Source organism: Corynebacterium sp. NML180780 (assembly GCF_007786415.1).
GTDB classification, from domain to species: Bacteria; Actinomycetota; Actinomycetes; order Mycobacteriales; family Mycobacteriaceae; genus Corynebacterium; species Corynebacterium gottingense.
In genome coordinates this window covers 21,798-41,144 of sequence record NZ_VNKN01000009.1, presented here as the reverse complement: position 1 = coordinate 41,144, position 19,347 = coordinate 21,798, and the positions used below count along the sequence as shown (strand labels likewise).

Annotated in this window: 20 protein-coding genes; 17 read left to right on the top strand and 3 right to left on the bottom strand. The window is 67.8% G+C overall.

From position 1 onward, the window contains the following. Positions 1-5 precede the first annotated feature (5 nt). The 13 genes from FPP74_RS07530 to galE all read left to right on the top strand — a co-directional run bounded on the left by FPP74_RS07530 (position 6) and on the right by galE (position 14,924). On the top strand, positions 6-401 hold the full coding sequence (locus tag FPP74_RS07530; RefSeq protein WP_255456097.1) for a hypothetical protein: 396 nt from the start codon (positions 6-8) through the stop codon (positions 399-401). Positions 402-514: 113 nt separating this feature from the next. Next, positions 515-3,082: a cation-translocating P-type ATPase gene (locus FPP74_RS07525; RefSeq protein WP_144717782.1), complete on the top strand. Its 2,568-nt coding sequence runs from the start codon at positions 515-517 to the stop codon at positions 3,080-3,082. Positions 3,083-3,107: 25 nt separating this feature from the next. Continuing rightward, the gene (hemE, locus tag FPP74_RS07520; RefSeq protein ID WP_095547047.1) at positions 3,108-4,169 is read left to right on the top strand and encodes a uroporphyrinogen decarboxylase; all 1,062 of its coding nucleotides are present in this window, start codon (positions 3,108-3,110) and stop codon (positions 4,167-4,169) included. Then, positions 4,170-5,555 (top strand): protoporphyrinogen oxidase, encoded by a 1,386-nt coding sequence (locus FPP74_RS07515; protein ID WP_095535233.1) that lies wholly within the window; start codon positions 4,170-4,172, stop codon positions 5,553-5,555. It abuts the gene before it with no gap. 10 nt (positions 5,556-5,565) lie between these two features. After that, a complete protein-coding gene (locus tag FPP74_RS12245; RefSeq protein WP_186439409.1) occupies positions 5,566-7,083 on the top strand; it encodes a hypothetical protein in 1,518 nt (505 codons plus the stop codon). Positions 7,084-7,102: 19 nt separating this feature from the next. Beyond that, positions 7,103-7,831, top strand: coding sequence for a DedA family protein (locus FPP74_RS07505; protein WP_095535235.1), 729 nt, complete (start codon positions 7,103-7,105; stop codon positions 7,829-7,831). A 32-nt stretch (positions 7,832-7,863) separates the two neighbouring features. Beyond that, on the top strand, positions 7,864-9,192 hold the full coding sequence (hemL, locus tag FPP74_RS07500) for a glutamate-1-semialdehyde 2,1-aminomutase (protein ID WP_144717780.1): 1,329 nt from the start codon (positions 7,864-7,866) through the stop codon (positions 9,190-9,192). Next, positions 9,189-9,791 carry a histidine phosphatase family protein gene (locus tag FPP74_RS07495; RefSeq protein WP_144717778.1) on the top strand — a complete coding sequence of 201 codons (603 nt, stop codon included), beginning with the start codon at positions 9,189-9,191 and terminating at the stop codon, positions 9,789-9,791. The genes hemL and FPP74_RS07495 overlap by 4 nt, the downstream gene beginning before the upstream one ends. A gap of 57 nt (positions 9,792-9,848) precedes the next feature. Beyond that, the gene (locus FPP74_RS07490) at positions 9,849-10,439 is read left to right on the top strand and encodes a TlpA disulfide reductase family protein (RefSeq protein ID WP_095535237.1); all 591 of its coding nucleotides are present in this window, start codon (positions 9,849-9,851) and stop codon (positions 10,437-10,439) included. Positions 10,440-10,491: 52 nt separating this feature from the next. Then, the gene (locus FPP74_RS07485; protein ID WP_095275326.1) at positions 10,492-11,220 is read left to right on the top strand and encodes a cytochrome c biogenesis CcdA family protein; all 729 of its coding nucleotides are present in this window, start codon (positions 10,492-10,494) and stop codon (positions 11,218-11,220) included. 1 nt (position 11,221) lies between these two features. Further along, entirely contained in the window at positions 11,222-12,865 is a 1,644-nt protein-coding gene (locus FPP74_RS07480; protein WP_095537610.1) for a cytochrome c biogenesis protein ResB, read from the top strand. 29 nt (positions 12,866-12,894) lie between these two features. Next, a complete protein-coding gene (ccsB, locus tag FPP74_RS07475) occupies positions 12,895-13,914 on the top strand; it encodes a c-type cytochrome biogenesis protein CcsB (RefSeq protein ID WP_095547684.1) in 1,020 nt (339 codons plus the stop codon). Between the two features lie 20 nt (positions 13,915-13,934). Next, complete coding sequence (gene galE / locus FPP74_RS07470) at positions 13,935-14,924, top strand: UDP-glucose 4-epimerase GalE (RefSeq protein ID WP_144717776.1); 990 nt, start codon at positions 13,935-13,937, stop codon at positions 14,922-14,924. A gap of 6 nt (positions 14,925-14,930) precedes the next feature. Here the strand turns inward: galE and FPP74_RS07465 are convergent, their stop codons facing one another. Then, a complete protein-coding gene (locus tag FPP74_RS07465) occupies positions 14,931-15,185 on the bottom strand; it encodes a hypothetical protein (protein WP_095535241.1) in 255 nt (84 codons plus the stop codon). Positions 15,186-15,224: 39 nt separating this feature from the next. On the opposite strand from FPP74_RS07465, the gene FPP74_RS07460 reads away from it, so the two are divergent. Continuing rightward, the gene (locus FPP74_RS07460) at positions 15,225-15,533 is read left to right on the top strand and encodes a DUF4229 domain-containing protein (protein WP_095535242.1); all 309 of its coding nucleotides are present in this window, start codon (positions 15,225-15,227) and stop codon (positions 15,531-15,533) included. A gap of 3 nt (positions 15,534-15,536) precedes the next feature. Here FPP74_RS07460 and FPP74_RS07455 read toward each other — a convergent pair whose 3' ends face one another. Continuing rightward, positions 15,537-16,451 carry an AEC family transporter gene (locus FPP74_RS07455; protein ID WP_144717774.1) on the bottom strand — a complete coding sequence of 305 codons (915 nt, stop codon included), beginning with the start codon at positions 16,449-16,451 and terminating at the stop codon, positions 15,537-15,539. A gap of 67 nt (positions 16,452-16,518) precedes the next feature. On the opposite strand from FPP74_RS07455, the gene FPP74_RS07450 reads away from it, so the two are divergent. The 3 genes from FPP74_RS07450 (at position 16,519) to FPP74_RS07440 (ending at position 17,881) form a co-directional block, all read left to right on the top strand. Beyond that, a complete protein-coding gene (locus FPP74_RS07450) occupies positions 16,519-16,827 on the top strand; it encodes a hypothetical protein (protein WP_133064041.1) in 309 nt (102 codons plus the stop codon). 90 nt (positions 16,828-16,917) lie between these two features. After that, entirely contained in the window at positions 16,918-17,457 is a 540-nt protein-coding gene (locus FPP74_RS07445) for a hypothetical protein (protein ID WP_095275115.1), read from the top strand. Between the two features lie 184 nt (positions 17,458-17,641). Then, on the top strand, positions 17,642-17,881 hold the full coding sequence (locus FPP74_RS07440) for a hypothetical protein (RefSeq protein ID WP_133065183.1): 240 nt from the start codon (positions 17,642-17,644) through the stop codon (positions 17,879-17,881). Between the two features lie 449 nt (positions 17,882-18,330). On the opposite strand, the gene FPP74_RS07435 is transcribed toward FPP74_RS07440, so the two are convergent. Next, positions 18,331-19,326, bottom strand: a complete 996-nt coding sequence (locus tag FPP74_RS07435; RefSeq protein ID WP_370511797.1) for a 1,4-dihydroxy-2-naphthoate polyprenyltransferase — start codon at positions 19,324-19,326, stop codon at positions 18,331-18,333. Between the last annotated feature and the right edge of the window lie 21 nt (positions 19,327-19,347).

Here is a 19,347-nt window from a genome sequence, read left to right as displayed (position 1 = left end):
AACCGATGGCCGGAATGTTTCCCACCTTCGTTGCAGACCCGAACGACCCCAACCGCCGCTACACCGGCAAGGTCGGCGAGGCCTGGCCCGGCCAGTTGCGCGCCGGGTACTACGCAGCGCTGGCCGGCGCCGTGCTGCTGCTGTTGTTCGGCATGCTCATGCTGGCCAGCGGCGCGCCGAAGGACGCGGACGCCGAGTTCGCGGACGCGTTTGCGCGCAACATGCGCATCGTCGCCTGGTGCAACATCGTCCTCGCCCTGGTGATCGCGGGGTGCGCCTCCTACTTTGCGCGCGGCTCCAAGACAGCGCGGCGCGTGTTTGCCATCGCCGCCGCCGTGGCGATCTTCCTCAACCTGGCCGGGTTCTTCCTCAACGTGGCGGGCTGGGCGTGTTCGCGGTAGTGATCGTGCTGGTTGCGGCGCTGTTCTTCGCGTTCCGCCCCGCCGCGAACGCGTTTGTGGACGAGCGCAGCGGCTCCCCCTGGCGGGGCGTGGACTAGCGCGAGGGATTCAGCATGTCAGAGCAGACTCAGCAGCAGACGGCTGCGCTCGAGCAGACCATTGTGGCCGCCCGCGAGGCGGCGAAGGAATGCGGCGTGGACCTGGACTCGCCCCGGATCGGGGCGGATGGCAACCCGCAGTACCCGAACACCTCTTTCGCCTTCGAGCTCGACGGGCTCGAGGACGGACCACAGCTCAAAGACATCGAGGCGGCGCTGGAGGAGCTGGACGGCGTCGCCGCGCGCCTGGTGTACTCCTCCAAGACGGCGTGGATCACCGCGCCGAGCACCACGCCGATCGCGGACCTCGAGGCCGTGTTCGCGCGCTTCGGTGTGAGCGCCCGGCTTACGGATTCCACGCTGCGCCGCAGGGTGCTCGGCCGGGCGGCGGCCGCGCGTCCGGTGCCGCGGCGGGGTGTGCGGGGGCTGAGCGGGAGGCGTCGAAAGTTGCGCCACGACGAGCTGGTCAGCCTGCGCCGCGCCCGCGCGCAGGGGTTCGTGGACTCGGCGTCGCGCGCCGCGCGCGCCCGGGAAAACGAGGACGTCCTGTTCACCGCCCGCGACCTGGTCACGCCGGTGCGGATGTGGTTAGCAATCGTGCTGACGCTCCCGGTGCTGCTCCTCACGTACGTCTCCGACCTGCAGTTTGACGGCTGGCAGTGGGCGTGCTTCGCGCTGACCACCCCGGTCGCACTGTGGTGCGCGTTCCCCTTCCACCGCGCGATGGCGGGCGGCGTGCGCCGCGGCATCTCGGCGCTGGACGGCGCAAGTTCCATCGCCATCCTCGCCGCCTACTTCTGGTCCGCCGCCGTGCTGCTGTTCACGCCGGCAGGGGAGCTCAACTGGCGCAACTACGGCAGCTGGGTCCCGCTCACCATGGTGGAGGAGCCCGGCCTGTTTTTCGAGGTCGCCTGCACCATCACCTCGCTCCTCCTCGTCGGCCGCTTCTTCAGCATGCGCGTGCGCCCGCACCTGCAGGAGGACCTCTCCGGCCGCGTCCCCGACGCGGAGTCGACCTACATGGTCCGCCGCCGCTCGCGCACGGGCAAGGTCATCGAGGAACCGCTGCCCGCCGCCGAGATCAACCGGGGCGACGACATTGTCATCCTCCCGGGCGCGATCATCCCCGCCGACGGCGAGGTGGTCGGCGGTTGCGGCACGCTCGAGCAGGAGCTTATCGACGCCCACGAGTCCCCCACCCTCAAAGTGGGCAGCCACGTCTACGCGGGGTCGGTGCTGCGCAAGGGGAAGGTGAAGATCCGCGTCTCCCGGGTCGGCCACGCGACCCGGCTGGCCTCGGTCAACCGCTGGCTGGAGCGCGCCTCGGAGCACCAGAACGCGACGACGATGGTGTCCACCCGCGCCGCGGGCATGCTCATCCCGGTGGCGTACGTGCTGGCGGTGCTGGACTTCGGCCTGTGGCTGCTGTTCACGGGGAACCTCAACGCGGCGTTTTCCACGGCGCTGGCGATCTTGGCGGTGGTCGCGCCGGTGGCGCTGGCGATCTCGACCGCGCTGGCCATCCGCCTGGGCATCGAGTCGGCGGCGCGCAACGGCATCCTGGTCCGCGACGGCTCCACCTTCCGCACCCTGGAGGCCACCGACGTGGCCGTGTTCAACCGGGTGGGCACCCTGGTGGAGCCGAAGATGAAGGTGGAGACGGTCACCGCGGAGATCGGCGAGGACCCGGCTTTGGTGCTGGGGATCGCGGGCGCGCTGTCGGTGGAGTCGGATCACCCGGCGTCGCGTGCGATTGTGAAGGCGGCGCGCGAGGCCCGCGACAAGCGCGACAAGGACGCGGGCGGGCCGACCTGGTTCGAGCTGGCCAACGAGGACACGACCCCGGACGGCTCGGTGCGCGGCCGCGTCACGCTGACCTACGAGGACCAGCGGACAGAAAACCTGGACGCCATCTTGTGGCGGCCCACGAACCTGTCGCAGCTGCAAGGCCGACTCTCCCTGGCCGCCACGGCCGGCGGCACCCCCGTCGTCGTGCGCTGGAAGGGCCGCGACCGCGGCGTCATCACCCTGTACGACCCACCGAAGGCGGACGCCACCAGCGCGATTGACCGGCTGGAATCCATCGGCGTGGAGACCATCATGCTCACGCGCGATACGTACCCGGTAGCGCGCCGCTTCGCCGACTTCCTCGGCATGTCCCGCGTGCTCGCGGGCATCACCGCCCCAGACAAGCCGCACGCGGTGCGCGCGCTGCACACCAAGGGCGCGACCGTCGCCATGGTGGGCGACCACAGCGCGGTGCGCACCCTGCGCGTCGCGGACGTGAGCATCCTGTACGCCGACGACGCCCTGCTGGGCGCGAACACGGGCAAGGTGGAGGAGAAGTGCAACGTGCTCCTCCTGCGCCGGGACGTCACGGCGGTGCCACAGCTGGTGGAGCTCGCGCGCCGGGTGTGCCGCACCATCGACTCGAACATGGTGATCGCCTGGACCTATAACGCGGCCGCGATCCTGCTGGCCATCGCCGGTGTGCTGCCCCCGGTCGGGGCCACACTGCTCATGCTGGGCAGCTCCCTGGTCATCGAGTTGCGCTCGGTGCGCGTGCGCCATTTCCCGGCCTGATTTCTACCGCGTAGGCTGGGAAACCATGACCAGACGCGACCTTTCCTCCGCCCCGCTCATCGAGGCCGCCAATGGCCGCACCCCGTCGCGCACCCCGGTGTGGTTCATGCGCCAGGCGGGCCGTTCACTGCCCGAGTACCGGAAGGTGCGCGAGGGTATCCCGATGCTGGACTCCTGCTTCATGCCGGAGCTGCTCGCGGAGATCACGCTGCAGCCGGTGCGCCGCCACGACGTGGACGCAGCGATCCTCTTTTCCGACATTGTCGTCCCGCTCAAGGCGGCGGGCGTGGGCGTGGAGATCGTCCCGGGCCGCGGCCCGGTGATGGACGCGCCGGTGCGCTCGCTGGCGGACGTGCAGCACCTGCCGATCCTGGACCACACGGTGGACGAGGTCGCCGAGGGCATCCGCATCATCCTGGACGAGCTTACCGATACCCAGGCGCTCATCGGCTTCGTCGGCGCACCGTTCACCCTGGCCAGCTACCTCATCGAGGGCGGACCGAGCAAGAACCACGAGACCACGAAGGCGATGATGCACGCCGAGCCGGAGACGTGGCACGCGCTCATGCGCCGCCTGGTGCCCACCATCATCACGTTCCTGCGCACCCAGGTCGAGGCGGGGATCGACGCCATGCAGCTGTTCGACTCGTGGGCCGGCTTCCTCACGGAGCGCGACTACCGCGAGTTCGTCCTGCCGTACTCCACGGAGATCCTGGAATCAGTCGCGGGGGAGATCCCGCGCATCCACTTCGGCGTGTCCACCGGCGAGCTCCTCGGCGCGATGAGCGAGGCCGGCAGCGAGGTCATGGGCGTGGATTGGCGCGTCCCCCTCGACCGCGCCGCCACGCGCTTCGCCTCCCCCCGCGTCCTGCAGGGCAATTTGGACCCGGCGATGCTCTTCGCCGGCGAGGAGGTCGTCGCCCGCGAGGTCGCCCGCATTAAGGGCGAGGCGGAGCAGGCGCTTATCGACGGCCACGCCACCGGCCACATCTTCAACCTCGGCCACGGCGTCCTGCCCACCACGGACCCGGACGCCATCACCAACGCCGTACGGCTTATTCACGACACTCACAGCACGGAGGCTTAAATGCACATCGCCATCATCGGCGCCGGACTCGCCGGCCTGACCTGCGCCTACGAACTGCGCGGCAGCGGGCACGAGGTGGACGTCTACGAGGCCACCGACCGCATCGGCGGCAAGCTCTACACCGTCGCGTTTGAGGGCGGCCCCACCGACATGGGCGCTGAGGCGTTCCTGTCGCGCCGGGTCGACGCGGTCGAGTTCTTCACCGAGCTGGGGGTGGGGGACTCGCTCGTCGCGCCGTCCGGCCTCGGTTCGCTGGTGTACGTGGACGGCGAGGCGCGCCCGCTGCCGCGGGGCGGTGTGATGGGGATCCCGGCGGCGTCGGCAAGCGTTGCTCATCTTGTGAGCGAGGAGACCGCCGCGCGTATCGACGCCGAAGGCGACGCCCCCGGCTTCGACTGGGAGATCGGCGGCGACGTGAGCGTGGGCGCGCTGGTGCGCGAGCGCTACGGCGACGAGGTGGTGGACCACATCGTGACGTCGCTGCTCGGCGGGGTGTACTCGTGCAGCGCCGACGACCTGGGCGTGCGCGCGACCATCCCGCAGCTGGCCGAGGAGCTGGACCGCCTGGCCGAGGCGGGCCCGGTGCACCTGTCGGAGGCCGTGCGCAACCTGGAGCAGGCGCGCAAGGAGCTGCCGACCGGCCAGGGCCCCGTCTTCAGCGCGTTCCGCGAGGGCTACCAGGAGGCGTACGAGGCGCTGGCGGAGCAGTCCGGCGCGAAGATCTACATCGACGCGTTCATCTCCGCGATCACGCGCGAGGGCGAGGGCTACCGCCTCAAGGGCGGGGAGGACGCGGTGTACGACCGCGTGGTGCTCGCCGTGCCCGCGCCGACGGCCGCGATGCTGCTGAAGCAGGTGGAGCCGGAGGTGGCGGCCACGCTCGCGCCGATCAAGCTGGCCAACTCGGCGGTGGTGGGCATGCGCTTTGCTACCGACGACGGCCTGCCCCAAAATTCGGGCGTCCTGGTTGCCGCGGGCGCGGAGGATGTGCACGCGAAGGCGTTCACGCTCTCCTCGCGCAAATGGCCGCACCTGGCCGAGCGCGGCGGGGCGCTCGTGCGTGCCAGCTTTGGTCGCTTCGGCGACGACGTGGCGATCCGCGCCTCCGAGGACGACCTGGTGGACTGGGCGCTCGATGACCTGCAGACTGTCACCGGCTTCGACGGCCGCGAGGCCGGCCTGGAGGAGATCTTTGTCCAGCGCTGGTTCGGCGGGCTGCCGCGCTTTGATGAGCACCACCTCGCCACCGTGGACAAGGCGCTGGCGCAGCTGCGCGAGTCCGGCTCCGGCATTGCCGTCACCGGCGCGTGGGTCGGCGGCGTGGGCGTGCCCGCCGTGATCGCGAACGCGCGCGAAACTGCGCGGGGTCTGGGGAAAGACTGCTAACCTGCTGGGTATGCAGAAAACTCTTGGACTTGTGCTGGCCGCGAGCTGTTCGGCGGCGTTGGTTGTTGCGCCTCCGGCGGTGGCTGAGGACGCGGCGTCGGTGTCGCAGGAGCGCTGTGTCGCGCTGCGCACCGCTGTACACGACGCGACCGACGCGCTGCGCTCCGCCGAGGCGCGCGACCGCGAGGCGCAGCAGGCGCTGGACGCGGCGCAGCGCTATGTCGACGCTGCGGAGCAGGAGCGCACGGCGAGCGCGAACCTGGTCGAGGATGCGCAGCGTGCGCTCGACAGCGCGACCCAGGACCGCGACGCCGCGCAGACCGCGGTGCCGGAAGGCGTGACGGTCGACTCCGCCGAGGCGGCACTCACGCAGGCAAAGGCGCGCGCCGAGGAGGCCCGCGCTGCGCTGGAGGCGAGCAAGGCCGAGGCGCGGGCACAGTTCGACCGGGGCTCGCTCGGATTCTTCGAAGCGATGGGGGCCAACGACGCCGTCGCGGAGCTGCACACGGACTACCGCTACGACGAAGAAGATGAGGTCACCGGGCAGACCGGGTACCGGATCGCGGACGATACGAACATCGGCGCCAAAGGTGACGCGACGCACCTGGACAACATGAAGGCGGCGATCGAATGGTTGCCGGAGGCGAACGAGCTGCGCCAACGCGAGGGCCGGGATGCCTTGCCCGTGTCGGATTTCTTGATGGCGCAGGCGCAGGTGAACATCAACTGGTCGCAGCAGCTGCCGCGCGGGCACTCCGGCAACGGGTGGGATAACTTGTCGTGGAACGCGGAGAACCCGTTCGACGGGTGGTTCCGCGAGGAGCGCCCTAAGTACTTCGAGGCGAAGGAGCAGGGGCGCGACCCCTTCGCCGCGGGCGCCGGCCACTACATGGCCTTGGTGAACCCGCAGATGCGCGCGACCGGCTTCGCGGTGAACACGGAGGAGTTCCTCTACCACGGCTTTACGTGGCGCGTCGCGCACGCGCAGACGTTCGCTCACCTCACAGTGGAGGAGCCGACGTATTCGGTAGAGGAGTACACCGAGCGCTTCAACACCTACTACGACGAGCTCGTCCGCGCCGTGAACGAGGGCGATGCGCAGAAGCAGGAGGCACTCGAGCAGCGCGAGGCTGCCGTGGCCCAAGCGGAGGACACGCTTGCGGCGGCGCGGGCGCTGCGTGCCGCCGAACAGGCCGTGGCGAAGCGCGCGCAGGAACTCGAGGCAGCGAAGCAGGAGCAGTCGGCGCGCCAGGCCGCGGCCGACGAGGCCCTGGCGGCTGCGAAGCGCTCGCTGGGCGAGGCGACGCAGGCCGCCGAGGCCGCACAGGTGGCCGTCAAGGAGGCCCGCGCGAACGCCGCGGAGGCCACGGCCGAGTACGAGCCCGTGAAGGGGGAGTGCGCGCCGGCGGCCGGTGAGCAGAAGGATGGCTCGTCGACGGGCGGCATCATCGCCGCCGTGGTGCTCGGCCTGCTGGCAGTCGTGGGAATTGCGGTGGCGTCGAACCCTGCGCTGCTGAATATGTTGTAACTCGGTAGACTTCACGTCTATGTCGAGTGAGGACGCGGACGGCGAGGGCAAAGTCCAACAGCACACCCCGGAATCGGAACCGGAGTGGTGGGATCAGCCAGGCATGCCCTGGAACGAAAAGCCCACCAAGGCGGACTACTGGTGCCTGGGTTGGTTCGGCTTCATCGGTATTTTCGGCCTCGCGCTCATTCCGTTCCGCGCCTGGCTGCTGGGCCTGGACCCGCCGATCATGCTGGCGTTGACGGGCTCGAGGATTGGCGCGGCGTCGACAGGCGCCCTGGCCTCGGTGGGCGAGGCGCAGCACTGGCTGCTGTACCTGCTCATCGGCTCGATCGTGGCGATCAAGTTCGACTGGGTGTACTGGTGGGCCGGCAAGCTGTGGGGGCGCGGCATCCTGGACGTGCAGGCGCAGAATTCCAAGCGCGCGGCGAAGAACATCGCGCGCGTGGAGCGGTGGGGGATGAAGCTGGGCTGGCTGGGCATTTTCCTGGCGTACGTGCCCATCCCGCTGCCGATCGCGTTCGTGGTTTTCGTGCTTATGGGCATGACTGAGATGCCGCTGTGGAAGTTCATGCTCCTGGACTTCGTGTCCAAGACGCTCTGGTCGCTGGGCTACGTCGCGCTCGGCTGGTGGATCGGCGAGCCCGTGGTGTACGTGCTGGAGCAGTACGCGCGCGTGGCCAATTGGATCGCGATTGGCCTGCTCGTGGTCATCTTCGTCGGGGCGATGCGCCGGAAGGGTAAGTAGGCGTTCGCCCCCATCGCCTAGGATGGGCAACTATGACAACTTCGGCCAAGTACCCAACGTCCGCACACACGTCCCGCTCCGCCGAGCTGTGGCAGCGCGCGCAGCAGGCCACGCCCGGCGGCGTGAACTCGCCGGTGCGCGCCTTCGGCTCGGTCGGCGGCCAGACGCGCTTCATCGAGAGCGCGCACGGGAGCACGCTTATCGACGTCGACGGGAACGCCTACGTCGACCTCATCAATTCCTGGGGCCCGATGATCCACGGCAACGCACACCCGGAGATCCTCGAGGCAGTGCAGAAGGCGATGCGTGACGGCCTGAGCTTCGGCGCGCCCACCGAGGCGGAGGTGCAGATCGCGGAGATGATCGTGGGCCGTACCTCGGTGGAGGAGGTGCGCATGGTCAACTCCGGCACCGAGGCGACGATGTCCGCGGTCCGCTTGGCGCGCGGCTACACCGGCCGCCCCAAGATCATCAAGTTTGACGGCTGCTACCACGGCCACGTCGACGCGCTCCTCGCCGCAGCAGGCTCAGGGCTGGCCACGTTCTCCCTGCCGGACTCGCCGGGTGTGACGGGCGCGCAGGCGGCGGACACCATCGTGGTGCCCTACAACGACATCGAGGCCGTGAAGGCCGCGTTCGCGGAAAACGAGGGCGAGATCGCCGCCGTGATCGCCGAGGCAGCCTCCGGCAACATGGGCACGGTCGCGCCGCAGGACAACTTCAACGCCAAGCTCAAGGAGGTCGCGCACGCCAACGGCGCGCTGCTGATCCTGGACGAGGTGATGACGGGCTTCCGCACCTCGTATGCGGGCTGGTACGGCGTGGACCACGTGGCGGGAGACCTGACCACTTTTGGCAAGGTCATCTCCGGCGGCCTCCCGGCCGCGGCCTTCGGCGGACGCAAGGAGATTATGGAGCGTCTCGCGCCGACTGGGCCGGTGTACCAGGCGGGTACCCTTTCGGGCAATCCGGTCGCGATGGCGGCGGGTATGGCGTCGTTAAGCTTGGCCTCGGAGGACATCTACCCGGTGCTGGAGCGCAACGCCAGCACCCTGGCCAAGCTGGTGTCCGACGCGCTGAAGCGCGAGGGCGTGGCGCACAACGTGCAGCGCGCCTCGACGATGCTGTCGTTCCGCTTCGCCGAGGGCGAGGGACACAACTTTGCTGACATGAAGGCGGCGGACACCTTCCGCTACGCGCCGTTCTTCCACGCGCTGCTGGACAATGGCGTGTTCGCCCCGCCGAGCCCGTTCGAGACCTGGTTCGTCTCCACCGCACTCACCGACGAGGACTTCGGCCGGATCGAGGAGGCCCTGGTGCCCGCGGCGAAGGCTGCGGCGCAGGCGGTGGCGCCCGAGTGACGCGCACGACTGTGCACCTCGTGCGGCACGGCGAGGTCTACAACCCGAAGAAGGTGCTCTACGGGCGCATGCCCGGCTACCACCTGAGCTCCCGCGGCCGGTCGATGGCGGCGGTGACCTCGCAGTTCTTCGAGGTGCGCGACGTGACGTACCTGGCGGCGAGCCCGCTCGAGCGCGCGCAGGAAACGGCGGAGCCGATCGCGGAGGTGACCGGCTGCGAGGTGCACACCCGTACCGACATCATCGAGGCCGGCAACACCTTTGAGGGGCTGCGCACCAAGGGCTGGCGCAGCCAGCTGCTCAACCCGATCCGGTGGCGGCACATGACGAACCCGTTGGAGCCGAGCTGGGGCGAGTCTTACGAGGCGATCCGCGCGCGGATGTGCGACGCCGTGGACAGCGCCCGCGCCGAGGCGGAGGGCCACGAGGCGGTGCTGGTGAGCCACCAGCTGCCCATCGTCATGGTGCAGCGCTACGTGCAGGGCAAACGCCTCGCGCACGCGAGCCGCGAGTGCGACCTGGCCAGCGTGACGTCACTTGTGTTTGACGGCGACGTTGTTGTTGACTGGTCCTACGACACTCCGGCCGAACGCATCTAGCCCGCTCTGCTGGGCCAGCGTGCCGGAGTTTTTGAACAGATGAATTGAGAGGTGCCAATGTCCCGACGGACCGCGCTGAGCGCGATCGCAGCGCCGATGGCCGCGTTACTCCTGCTTACCGGCTGCGCCAGCTCTGGTGAGGGAGACAACTTTGCGTTCCATTCCCCGGGCGGGCAGACCGAGATCTTCTACGAGGAATCCGAGCGCAAGCCGGTGGAGCACTTCAGCGGCGAATCGCTCACCGAGCCGGGCACTACGGTGGACCTGCACGACTTTGACGGCAAGATCGTCGTCCTCAACGCCTGGGGCCAGTGGTGCGCGCCCTGCCGTGCGGAGGTGGATGACTTGCAGGAGGTGCAGGAGCACCTGAACGCGGACGGCACCGGCACCGTCCTGGGCATCAACGTGCGCGACCCGCAGCCGGAAATCGCCCGCGACTTCGTCGCCGACAACGGCGTGACCTACCCGTCGATATACGACCCGCCGTTCAAGACCGCTTCCTTCCTCGGCGGCGTGCCCAGCTCCGTGATCCCCACGACGATCGTGCTGGATAAGCAGCACCGCCCGGCCGCGGTGTTCCTGCGCGAGGTGACCGCCCAGGACGTGCTCGAGGTGACCGACAAGCTGGCGCAGGAGGGGCAGAGCTAGCGTGGGCGAAGCGTTCTCAGAGGTCGTGGCCACCGGGCCGCTCCTGCTCGGCATGTTGGCCGCCGCGCTGGCCGGCCTGGTGTCCTTCGCCTCCCCCTGCGTGGTCCCGCTCGTGCCCGGCTACATGTCGTACCTGACCAGCGTGGTCGGCGGTGAGATGACCGTGGACCAGGACGGCGTGCGCGTGAAGTCGCGCCGCTGGGCCGTCGCCGGTGCCGCCGGTCTGTTCGTGGCCGGCTTCACCGTGGTGTTCCTGCTGGCCACCGTCTCCGTGTTCGGCGCGATCAGCCTGATCACCCTCAACGCCGAGGTGCTCATGCGCGTCGGCGGCGTGATCACCATCGCGATGGGCGTGGTGTTCCTGGGCGCGGTGCCGGCGCTGCAGCAGGACCGGCGCTTGCAGCCGCGGCGCTGGGCCAACGTGCTCGGCGCCCCGCTGCTCGGCGGCGTGTTCGCGCTGGGGTGGACGCCCTGCCTCGGGCCGACGCTGGCGGCGATCATGTCGGTCTCCGTCGGCACCGAGGGGATGACTGCGGCGCGCGGCGTCCTGCTGGTAGTGGCGTACTGCCTGGGCCTCGGCCTGCCGTTTGTGGTGGTGGCGCTGGGGTCCGCGCAGGCGGTGCGCAGCGTCGAGTTCCTGCGCCGCCACTCCCACACCATCAAGGTGATCGGCGGCGTGCTGATGATCCTCGTCGGCGTGCTCCTTGTCACCGGCGCGTGGAACGTGTTCGTCGGCTGGATCCGACAGTGGACCTTGCAATATGGAGCGACGGTGATCTGAGATGCAACTCGTATCGGCGGCAACGACCTGGCTGCGCAAGACGTGGCACTGGCTGACCAGCATGCGCACCGCGCTCGTCCTGCTCTTCCTCCTCTCGCTCGCCTCCATTCCGGGCGCCCTGCTCCCGCAGCGCAACGTGAGCGAGTCGCTCGTGCAGGACTACCTGGACGCCAACCCGACGATGGGTCCGATTTATGACAGGTTGCAGCTTTTCGACGTCTTCAGCTCCTCCTGGTTCGTCGCCATCGTCACCCTGCTGATGATCTCCCTGGTCGGCTGCATCATCCCGCGCTCCATCGACCACTGGCGCGCCTACCGCGCCACCCCGACGCGCGCGCCGCGCTACCTCTCGCGCATGCCCATGCACGCGCAAGCCACGGTGGACGCCGGCCAGGACGAGGTGGAGGCGAAGGTCCGCCGCCTGCTCAAGCGCTGGCACGTGGCCGCCTACTCGCCGGAGGAGGACCGCGCCGGGACGTTCTCCCTGGCCGCCGAGCGCGGCTACACCCGCGAGCTGATGAACCTGCTCTTCCACGTGGGCATCGTCGGCATGATCGTCGCCTTCGCCGCCGGCCGCATGGTCTTCTACGAGGGCCAGGTCATCGTAGTGACCAACTCCGAGTCCCAGTACGCCGTGCCGGTGGAGCAGTCCACCGAGTTCTGCAATACGTCCCCCGCCAACTTTGACGTGTTCCGCGCGGGGCCGCTTTTCGACGGCACCGGGCTCACCCCCTTCTGCATCGATGCACACAACTTCCGCGCTGAATACTTAAACAGCGGCCAGGCGAACGGCTTCTGGTCCGACGTGTCCTACACCGACGACCTGACCGCGCCGAAGGATAGCTGGCAGGAGACCACCCTGGCGGTCAACCACCCGCTGCGCATCCACGGCGACCGCGTCTACCTGCAGGGCCACGGGTTCGCCCCGCAGGTCACGGTGACGTGGCCCAACGGCGAGACCCGCACCCAGATGATGCAGTTCCGCCCCACGGACACGCAGACGTTCCTGTCCTCGGGCGTGATGCGCTTTGACCCGCCCGCCGGCATGTTCCCGGACCTGGCGGACCGCCGCCAGAACCAGATCGCGTTGGAGGGCAACTTCGCGCCGACGGCCCAGTGGGGCGGCCAGGACGGGGAGACGCTGCAGTCGTCGTTCCCGTCGATGGATGACCCGGCGCTGTCCATGGACATCTACCGCGGCGACGCTGGCTTGGACTCGGGCCGCCCGCAGAACATCTTCGTGCTCGACCAGATGCTCATCGCGGAAGGCCAGCTGCAGAAGCTGGAGCGCGTCAACCTCACCCCGGGCGAGGAGATCACCGTGGACGGCGGGATCAAGGTGCGCTTCGACGGCGCGGCCGAGTACGCCAACTACCAGATCTCGCGCGACCCGACGCAGGTGTGGGCACTGGTCACCACAGTGATCATGCTCGCCGCGCTCGCCGGCTCGCTGACCATCAAGCGCCGCCGCGTCTGGGTCCGCCTCGCCCCGGTCGCCGGCGGCGGGACCGCGGTGGAGATCGCGGGCCTGGCGCGCACCGACCGCGCCGGGTGGGGCCCGGAGTTTTCCGAGCTCGTCGAGGAGATCCTGGGGGAGCACCCGGATGATGACGGGGACGATGACGAGCTGGATGACCTTGGATAATGGCCCGCTGATGGAGTAGATTGAGCACCATGCTTGTCAACACCACCATGGCGGAGCTGTCCGATCTGACCTTCCGCACCGCGTTCATCATCTACATCGTGGCGCTGCTCATGGCGTGCGTGTACTACGGCCGCGTTCTTGCGGTCGTGGACGTGCGGCGCGAGCGCCGCGCGGCGCAGCAGGAGCGCGCCGCGGAGAAGGTAGCGGTTGGGGCTGGGGGGCCGGTGGTCGTCGAAAAGCAACTGCCCCCGGAACCCGAGCTTGACGGCGTCTACGAGAAGCGGGTGGCCGCCGCCCGCAAGTGGGCGGGCATGACGCAGGCCCTGGTGTGGGTCGGCGTGGCGCTGCACATCGTCGCGTTTGTCACGCGCGGCATCGCGGCGCGGCGCTTCCCGCTGGGCAACCTGTACGAGTACATCCTGTTCATGACCGCGGTGATCATGGTGGCCGCCGCGATCGTGATCGGGCGGAAGGGCTGGCACACGGTGTGGCCGTGGCTGCTGTTCCCCATGGTCATCGCGATGTTCCTCAACTCCACGGTGTTCCACATGCAAGCCGCCCCGGTGGTGCCGGCGCTGCAGTCCTACTGGATGCCGGTGCACGTTTCCACGGTGTCGATCGGTGCCTCGGTCGGTATCGTCTCCGGTGTGTTCGCGATGCTGTACCTACTGCGCATGTGGCAGCCGAAGGGTGAGGAGCACGGCTTCATTGGCAAGATTGTGCACCCGTTGCCGTCGGCAAAGACGCTGGACCAGATCACCTACAAGACGGCGATCATTACGCTGCCGCTGTTTGGTATCGGCATCGTGTTCGGCGCGATCTGGGCCGAGGTTGCGTGGGGCCGCCCGTGGAACTGGGACGCGAAGGAAACCGTGTCCATGATCACCTGGATCCTGTACGCCGCCTACCTGCACGCCCGCGCCACCGCCGGCTGGAAGAACTCCAAGGCGGCCTGGATTAACGTGTTTGCCCTGGCGATGACGATCTTCAACATGACGTACGTGAACACGGTGATTGCGGGTCTGCACTCGTACGCGGGCCTGAACTAGCTGCGTTAGACTCACAGGTTATGAAGGTTCTTATCACTGGCGGGGCCGGCTTTATCGGCTCCACGATCGCTTCCTGCTGCGCCGACAACGGAATTGCCCCGGTGATTCTGGACGATTACTCCACCGGCCTGCGCGCCTTCGCCGAGCGCTTCGACCACTACGAGGGCGACATCGCCGACGTGGCGCTGCTGCACCGCATCCTGGACGAGCACCCGGACATCGAGGCGGTCGTCCACTGCGCCGCGAAGATCGTCGTGCCGGAGTCCGTCTCGCGCCCGCTGTACTACTACGAGAACAACGTGGGCAAGGCCACAACCTGCGTGCGCACCCTGTCCGAGCGTGGTGTGAAGCGCGTCCTGCTCAGCTCCACCGCCGCCATGTACGTCCCCGGCGAGGACCTGATGGTCACCGAGCAGAGCACGGCAGACCCGTCGAGCCCCTACGCCGCCTCGAAGTGGATGCTGGAGCGAGTGCTTGCCGACGCCGCCTCGGCCGGCCTCATCCGCGCCATCTCACTGCGCTACTTCAACCCCATCGGGGCGGACCCGCAGCTGCGCACCGGCCTGCAGAACCCGGCCCCGTCCCACGCGCTGGGCAAGATGATCTCCGCCTACCAGGCCGGCGAGCCGTTCACCGTCACCGGCGTGGACTGGCCCACCCGCGACGGCTCTGGTCTGCGCGACTACGTCCACGTGTGGGACCTGGCCCGTGCGCACGTCGCCGCGCTCAAGGCAGAAGCGTCTGCGCTGGCGGACTACGAGGTGATCAACCTGGGCACCGGCCAGGGCACCACCGTCTTCGAGCTGGCCGACGCGGTCGGCGAGGCCACCGGCAAGCCGCTCGAGGTGCGCACCGCCCCGCCGCGCGACGGCGATGTGGTCGGCTGCGCCACCCGCACCGAGAAGGCCGAGCAGTTGCTCGGCTGGCGCGCGGAGTACACCGTGGCGGACGGCGTGCGCCACTCGCTCGCCTGGGCGGAGAAGCTGCCCGAGGTGCTGGAACAGCGCTAGTTCCGGCTAGCTGCCCTCCCCGTCGCGGCGCTTGCGGCGCTCCTCCTCTTCGCGCCGCTTTCGCTCCGCCTCCTCGCGGGCGCGCCGCTCCTTGAAGCGGTTCTTCTCAATGTTCCAGAGGAACTCCTCATCATCGTCTGGCCCCTTGATCTGCGGCCGCTCCGGCGCCTGCTCGACCTGCTTGTTCGAGCCGGGCCCGAAGGCGCGCCACATCAGGTACACGGCGAGGACGATGAGTACGAGGAGTAGTAGCCTTCCCATGACTTCCAACATACTTGGTGGCCGTCTAGGGTTAGGCATATGCAACAACAACCGCCGGAAGTTGATCCCGCCGCCCGCTCGCGCGCAAATAAGGCCGCCGCGATCTACGGGCTGTGCAGGCTCGTGCTGTTCATCGCACTCACCGTGGTGATCCAGGGCGCGGCCATGCTCATCGGCGCCCCAGTGCCGCTGATCATCTCCGCGCTCCTCGCCCTGATCGTGGCGTTCCCGCTGTCCATGCTGGTGTTCAAGCGCCAGCGGATTGAGGCCACCGAGGCCGTTGCGCACTGGCGCGAGCAGCGCAAGCTGCGCAAGGAGTGGATCTCCAGCGAGCTGAGCGAGCGCTAGCGCCTACCCGAACAGGGCGGCGATGGCGAGCATAGCGGGCAGCGAGAGGAACGTGGTGAGGAAGACGGTGTCGCGCGAGACCGTCTGGCCGACCTGGTAGGTGGCGGCGTAGTTGTACACGTTTTGCGCGGTGGGCAGCGCCGCGAGGATGAGCGCCGCGTAGAGCTCGGTGCCGTCGAGGCCCAGGGCGTACCCGACGCCGAGGGCGATGGCGGGCATGCCGACGAGCTTGAGGAGGGTGGCGGTGAGCGTCGGTAAGCGATCATGCGTGAGCACGGAATCCCCCTTCAACGAGGCGCCGAAGCTCATAAGGATGAGCGGGATGGACGCGCCGCCGAGGATCTCCAGCGGCGCGAGCACGGGCTCGGGGACCTCCCAGCCGGAGGCGGAGACGGCGAAACCCGCGAAGGCGGCGAGCACGACCGGCGCCGTTATGCCCGCGACGATGGAGCCGCCGATCGAGCGCAGGTTCGCCCCGCCAGCGTTGAGGCCGGCGATGATGACGGGGGAGAGCACCGCCATTTGCAGCACGAGCGCGGGGACGACGTACGTGGCGTCGCCGATGACGTAGGTGGCGATGGGCAGCCCGATATTGACCGAGTTGTAGTAGCTCGACGCGGCCGCGCCCGCCATCGTCTCGGCGAAGCTGCGGCGGAACAGCAGGGCGCTGAGCAGCCAGTACAGGAGCATGGTGGCTACCGACGCCACCGCGATCACCCCCACGACCGGCGACAGAAACGCGGACGTGTCCGAGGTGGACACGCTGGAGAAGATGAGCGCCGGGGTGCACGCCCAGAACGCGATGCGGTTGAGTTGCAGGCGCGCCTCGCCCTGCCCGATCACGCCTCTGTGCGCCAGCAGGAACCCCACCGCGATGACGGTGAAGATGATGGCGAAACCAGTCAGGACGTCGAGCATCAGCGGTTCTCTCCTTCTGTAATCTTGATCCAGGTAGTGGCACCAAGTATGACACCTGGGAGGAATCGTGATGGGACTGCGGTGGCGGATGTTGGTTGGCTACGTGGTGGCGTCGACAGGCTTGCTCCTCGTCTCGTCGATCTTCGGGCCGATGGGCTGGGCCGTTCCGCTCGTGGTGCTCAACCCGCTGCTCGTCGCGGTGCTGGCGTGGCGCGACACCGCCCGCCGTGGCGTGACCTGGTGGTGGTTCGCCGTCCCCGCTCTGGCGGGAGCCCTGCAGGCGCTCGTCCTCATGAACGCATCCGCGCTCCCGTTCGTCGCGCTCCTGCTGGTCGGCGCGGGCATCGGCACCTTGGGTGGCCGCGCGCGGAATTGACGGACTTTCCCAGGCGTGCGGCCAGCGCTACGTAATAGTTGCCGCCTACGTTGGTTCAGGCAATTGCAGCCTATCGACGAAAGGCCCAACGTGAGCAGGACCGCATCCGTCACCGCAGTGGTGTGCGCTTCCGCAGCGGCGCTGACTGCCTGCGGCAACTACGTCAACGTGGACGTCATCGGCGCCGCCGGGTTTTCCCACGACGAGGAGGGCCACATCATCGCGCACGTGAACACCTGCGGCGAGGAGATGAGCGAGCTCGAGGTCGCCGCCGACCGCATCGGTCTCGCCGAGGATGAGGAGAACCGGGTGCTGGCCAAGTTCACCGCCGCCGAGCCGCAGACCGGCCACGTGCAGGTGCCGCTTGATGGACCGAGCTTTGGCACGTGGACCGCGGAAGCACCGCTCGACGCCTCCTACCCCGAGGATCGCACCCTCTTGCTTAACCCGGCGCCGGACGACAGGGGCGGGCAGGGGCCCTTCAGCAAGGAGACATCCTTCACTCCCGCCAGCGCTGCCAAGCAGCAGATCCTGGAACAGCCCGCCGGCACGATTGTGTCCGTGAACCCCTACGACGGCTCGACAGACATGTGGAGCCCCGCGGATTTCGACGCTGCGTGCGGGGAGTAGCTGCCGTCTACTCTGCGGCCGCAGAGTAGAAATCGCTTCGCTCGCTGTCACAGGAGTGCGGTTTTACCCCATTGCAAACAAAAATAGTCATATCTCTTGGAGTCGAACAATAGTATGGGTATAACTGATGGAAATGAACTACTTCACTATTCACTAGCTCCGCCCCGGCTTTGTCTGGGGAGGGATGAACCCGAACTTGAGCCAGGGCAAGCGCGCGACGGACCTCGCCGGAAATATCCGCGACCACCATAGACAGTCCACGAGGATTCGGGTGCGCATGCTCGACGGGGTCGGCGAGTTTGACGAGGAGGGCTGCGCCGAGCGGCTTGGCGCGAAGCGCACGGCGAGCTGGTTGGCGCGGGGAGTTGCGGGTGAGCGAGGCGACCGCATTCGAGTATGTATTTGTTTCCAAGGTAATTCGTAAGTATCGGTCCCTCTACGGTGCATTCGAGTGCGGGGCGGTGAGTTATACGACGGTTCGCTTTCTCCTCCGCTATGCCCGGCTGTACCCATTCACGTTTTCTGCAGATGCACCATCTCAGAGACTGGGCTCGAGGCGGGGAAACGAATGTGGATAACCTCTTTGCCGCTGTGCTTGTCCTGCCACTCCCTTGTCCGCCATGGCTCTGCGAAGATCTGGGAACGCAACGGGCATATCCACTACCGTTTTGCTGACGGTTCCCGCTACGCCGCCTACAACCGCGCCCACCCCGTCCGCGAACGGCAGATCCGCACCCGATTCAGCGCCACCAGGGCGCAGCACGCAATGGCGCAGATATGAAAAACCGCCCCGGCCTCCCTGTAAAGCAAGGAGTTTCGGGGCAGGTCGAGACATGGAACTGGCAAATGCTGCGCAGCTCACTCAGCAGGCGACTACTGCACTGCCATGTACGGTACCGCTTCACCTCCACCCCAAATTGGGAACCCGAGGGCAGTAAACGCAACGGCGGTGAGCACGGACCAGATCAGCATGGCCCGACCATTGATACCCAGCACAGGGATGAGGTCTTTGCCCTTTGCCTGGTCGCGCTGCACTTTCAGAATGGAGGAAACGGAAAACGGCAAAGCAGCGAAACCGACGAGTGTGAGCGAGTTTCCAAGCAGCAGGGAGACGACAAATGGCGTCAACGTCAGCACAGTAAACAGGCGACGGGCCCTCACCTCGCCGATGCGCACAGCAAGGGTGTGTTTGCCGGCCGCGGCGTCGGTGTCAATATCGCGGATATTGTTTGCCAGGTTCACGGACGCGGAAATCGCGCCCACGCCGATGGCCACCAACCACCCCTCGGCAGTCAGCCATCCTGACTGTGTGTACTGCGTACCTAGCACAGCGACCAGCCCGAAGAAGATGAACACGGCCAGCTCGCCGAATCCGTAGTAGCCGTACGGCTTCGTCCCGCCGGTGTAAAACCACGCTGCCGCGATGCAAGCCGCACCGACCAGGATGAGCCACCACGCACTCATGACCGCCAGGATCATGCCAAGAACGGCAGCGACGAAGAAGGACGCGAATGCTGCGAGCTTTACATCCTGCGGCCGCGCCAGCCCGGACGCGGTGATGCGGCTAGGGCCTGTCCGTTCGTCGTCAGTGCCGCGCACACCGTCGGAGTAGTCGTTGGCGAAATTCACGCCGATAATCAGTGCCCACGCAACGCCGAGTGCGAGCAGCGCCTTGCCAAGGTGCATGCCACCAATGTGTGCAGCCAGGCCGGTGCCGGCGATCACTGGGGCGAAGGCGTTCGGCCAGGTGTGGGGGCGGGCGGCTGCCCACCAATCCTTGAATGTGGCGGTGCCACCCTGCTTGTTTGCTGAATTGGCTGTGTGTTCAGTGCCAGTTCCGTTGCCGGTCGAGTCAGTCATGGCTTCCATCATGCCCCGATTTGGTCTCGT

Bases quoted from the DNA above. Each gene is read 5' to 3' on its own strand.
- FPP74_RS07460 (WP_095535242.1), top strand. From the start codon at position 15,225: ATGCAACAACAACCGCCGGAAGTTGATCCCGCCGCCCGCTCGCGCGCA.
- FPP74_RS07525 (WP_144717782.1), top strand. From the start codon at position 515: ATGTCAGAGCAGACTCAGCAGCAGACGGCTGCGCTCGAGCAGACCATT.
- FPP74_RS07440 (WP_133065183.1), top strand. From the start codon at position 17,642: ATGAACCCGAACTTGAGCCAGGGCAAGCGCGCGACGGACCTCGCCGGA.
- hemL (WP_144717780.1), top strand. From the start codon at position 7,864: ATGACAACTTCGGCCAAGTACCCAACGTCCGCACACACGTCCCGCTCC.
- FPP74_RS07465 (WP_095535241.1), bottom strand. From the start codon at position 15,185: ATGGGAAGGCTACTACTCCTCGTACTCATCGTCCTCGCCGTGTACCTG.
- FPP74_RS07490 (WP_095535237.1), top strand. From the start codon at position 9,849: ATGTCCCGACGGACCGCGCTGAGCGCGATCGCAGCGCCGATGGCCGCG.
- ccsB (WP_095547684.1), top strand. From the start codon at position 12,895: ATGCTTGTCAACACCACCATGGCGGAGCTGTCCGATCTGACCTTCCGC.
- FPP74_RS07515 (WP_095535233.1), top strand. From the start codon at position 4,170: ATGCACATCGCCATCATCGGCGCCGGACTCGCCGGCCTGACCTGCGCC.
- FPP74_RS07530 (WP_255456097.1), top strand. From the start codon at position 6: ATGGCCGGAATGTTTCCCACCTTCGTTGCAGACCCGAACGACCCCAAC.
- FPP74_RS07505 (WP_095535235.1), top strand. From the start codon at position 7,103: ATGTCGAGTGAGGACGCGGACGGCGAGGGCAAAGTCCAACAGCACACC.
- hemE (WP_095547047.1), top strand. From the start codon at position 3,108: ATGACCAGACGCGACCTTTCCTCCGCCCCGCTCATCGAGGCCGCCAAT.
- galE (WP_144717776.1), top strand. From the start codon at position 13,935: ATGAAGGTTCTTATCACTGGCGGGGCCGGCTTTATCGGCTCCACGATC.
- FPP74_RS07455 (WP_144717774.1), bottom strand. From the start codon at position 16,451: ATGCTCGACGTCCTGACTGGTTTCGCCATCATCTTCACCGTCATCGCG.
- FPP74_RS12245 (WP_186439409.1), top strand. From the start codon at position 5,566: ATGCAGAAAACTCTTGGACTTGTGCTGGCCGCGAGCTGTTCGGCGGCG.
- FPP74_RS07485 (WP_095275326.1), top strand. From the start codon at position 10,492: ATGTTGGCCGCCGCGCTGGCCGGCCTGGTGTCCTTCGCCTCCCCCTGC.
- FPP74_RS07480 (WP_095537610.1), top strand. From the start codon at position 11,222: ATGCAACTCGTATCGGCGGCAACGACCTGGCTGCGCAAGACGTGGCAC.
- FPP74_RS07435 (WP_370511797.1), bottom strand. From the start codon at position 19,326: ATGGAAGCCATGACTGACTCGACCGGCAACGGAACTGGCACTGAACAC.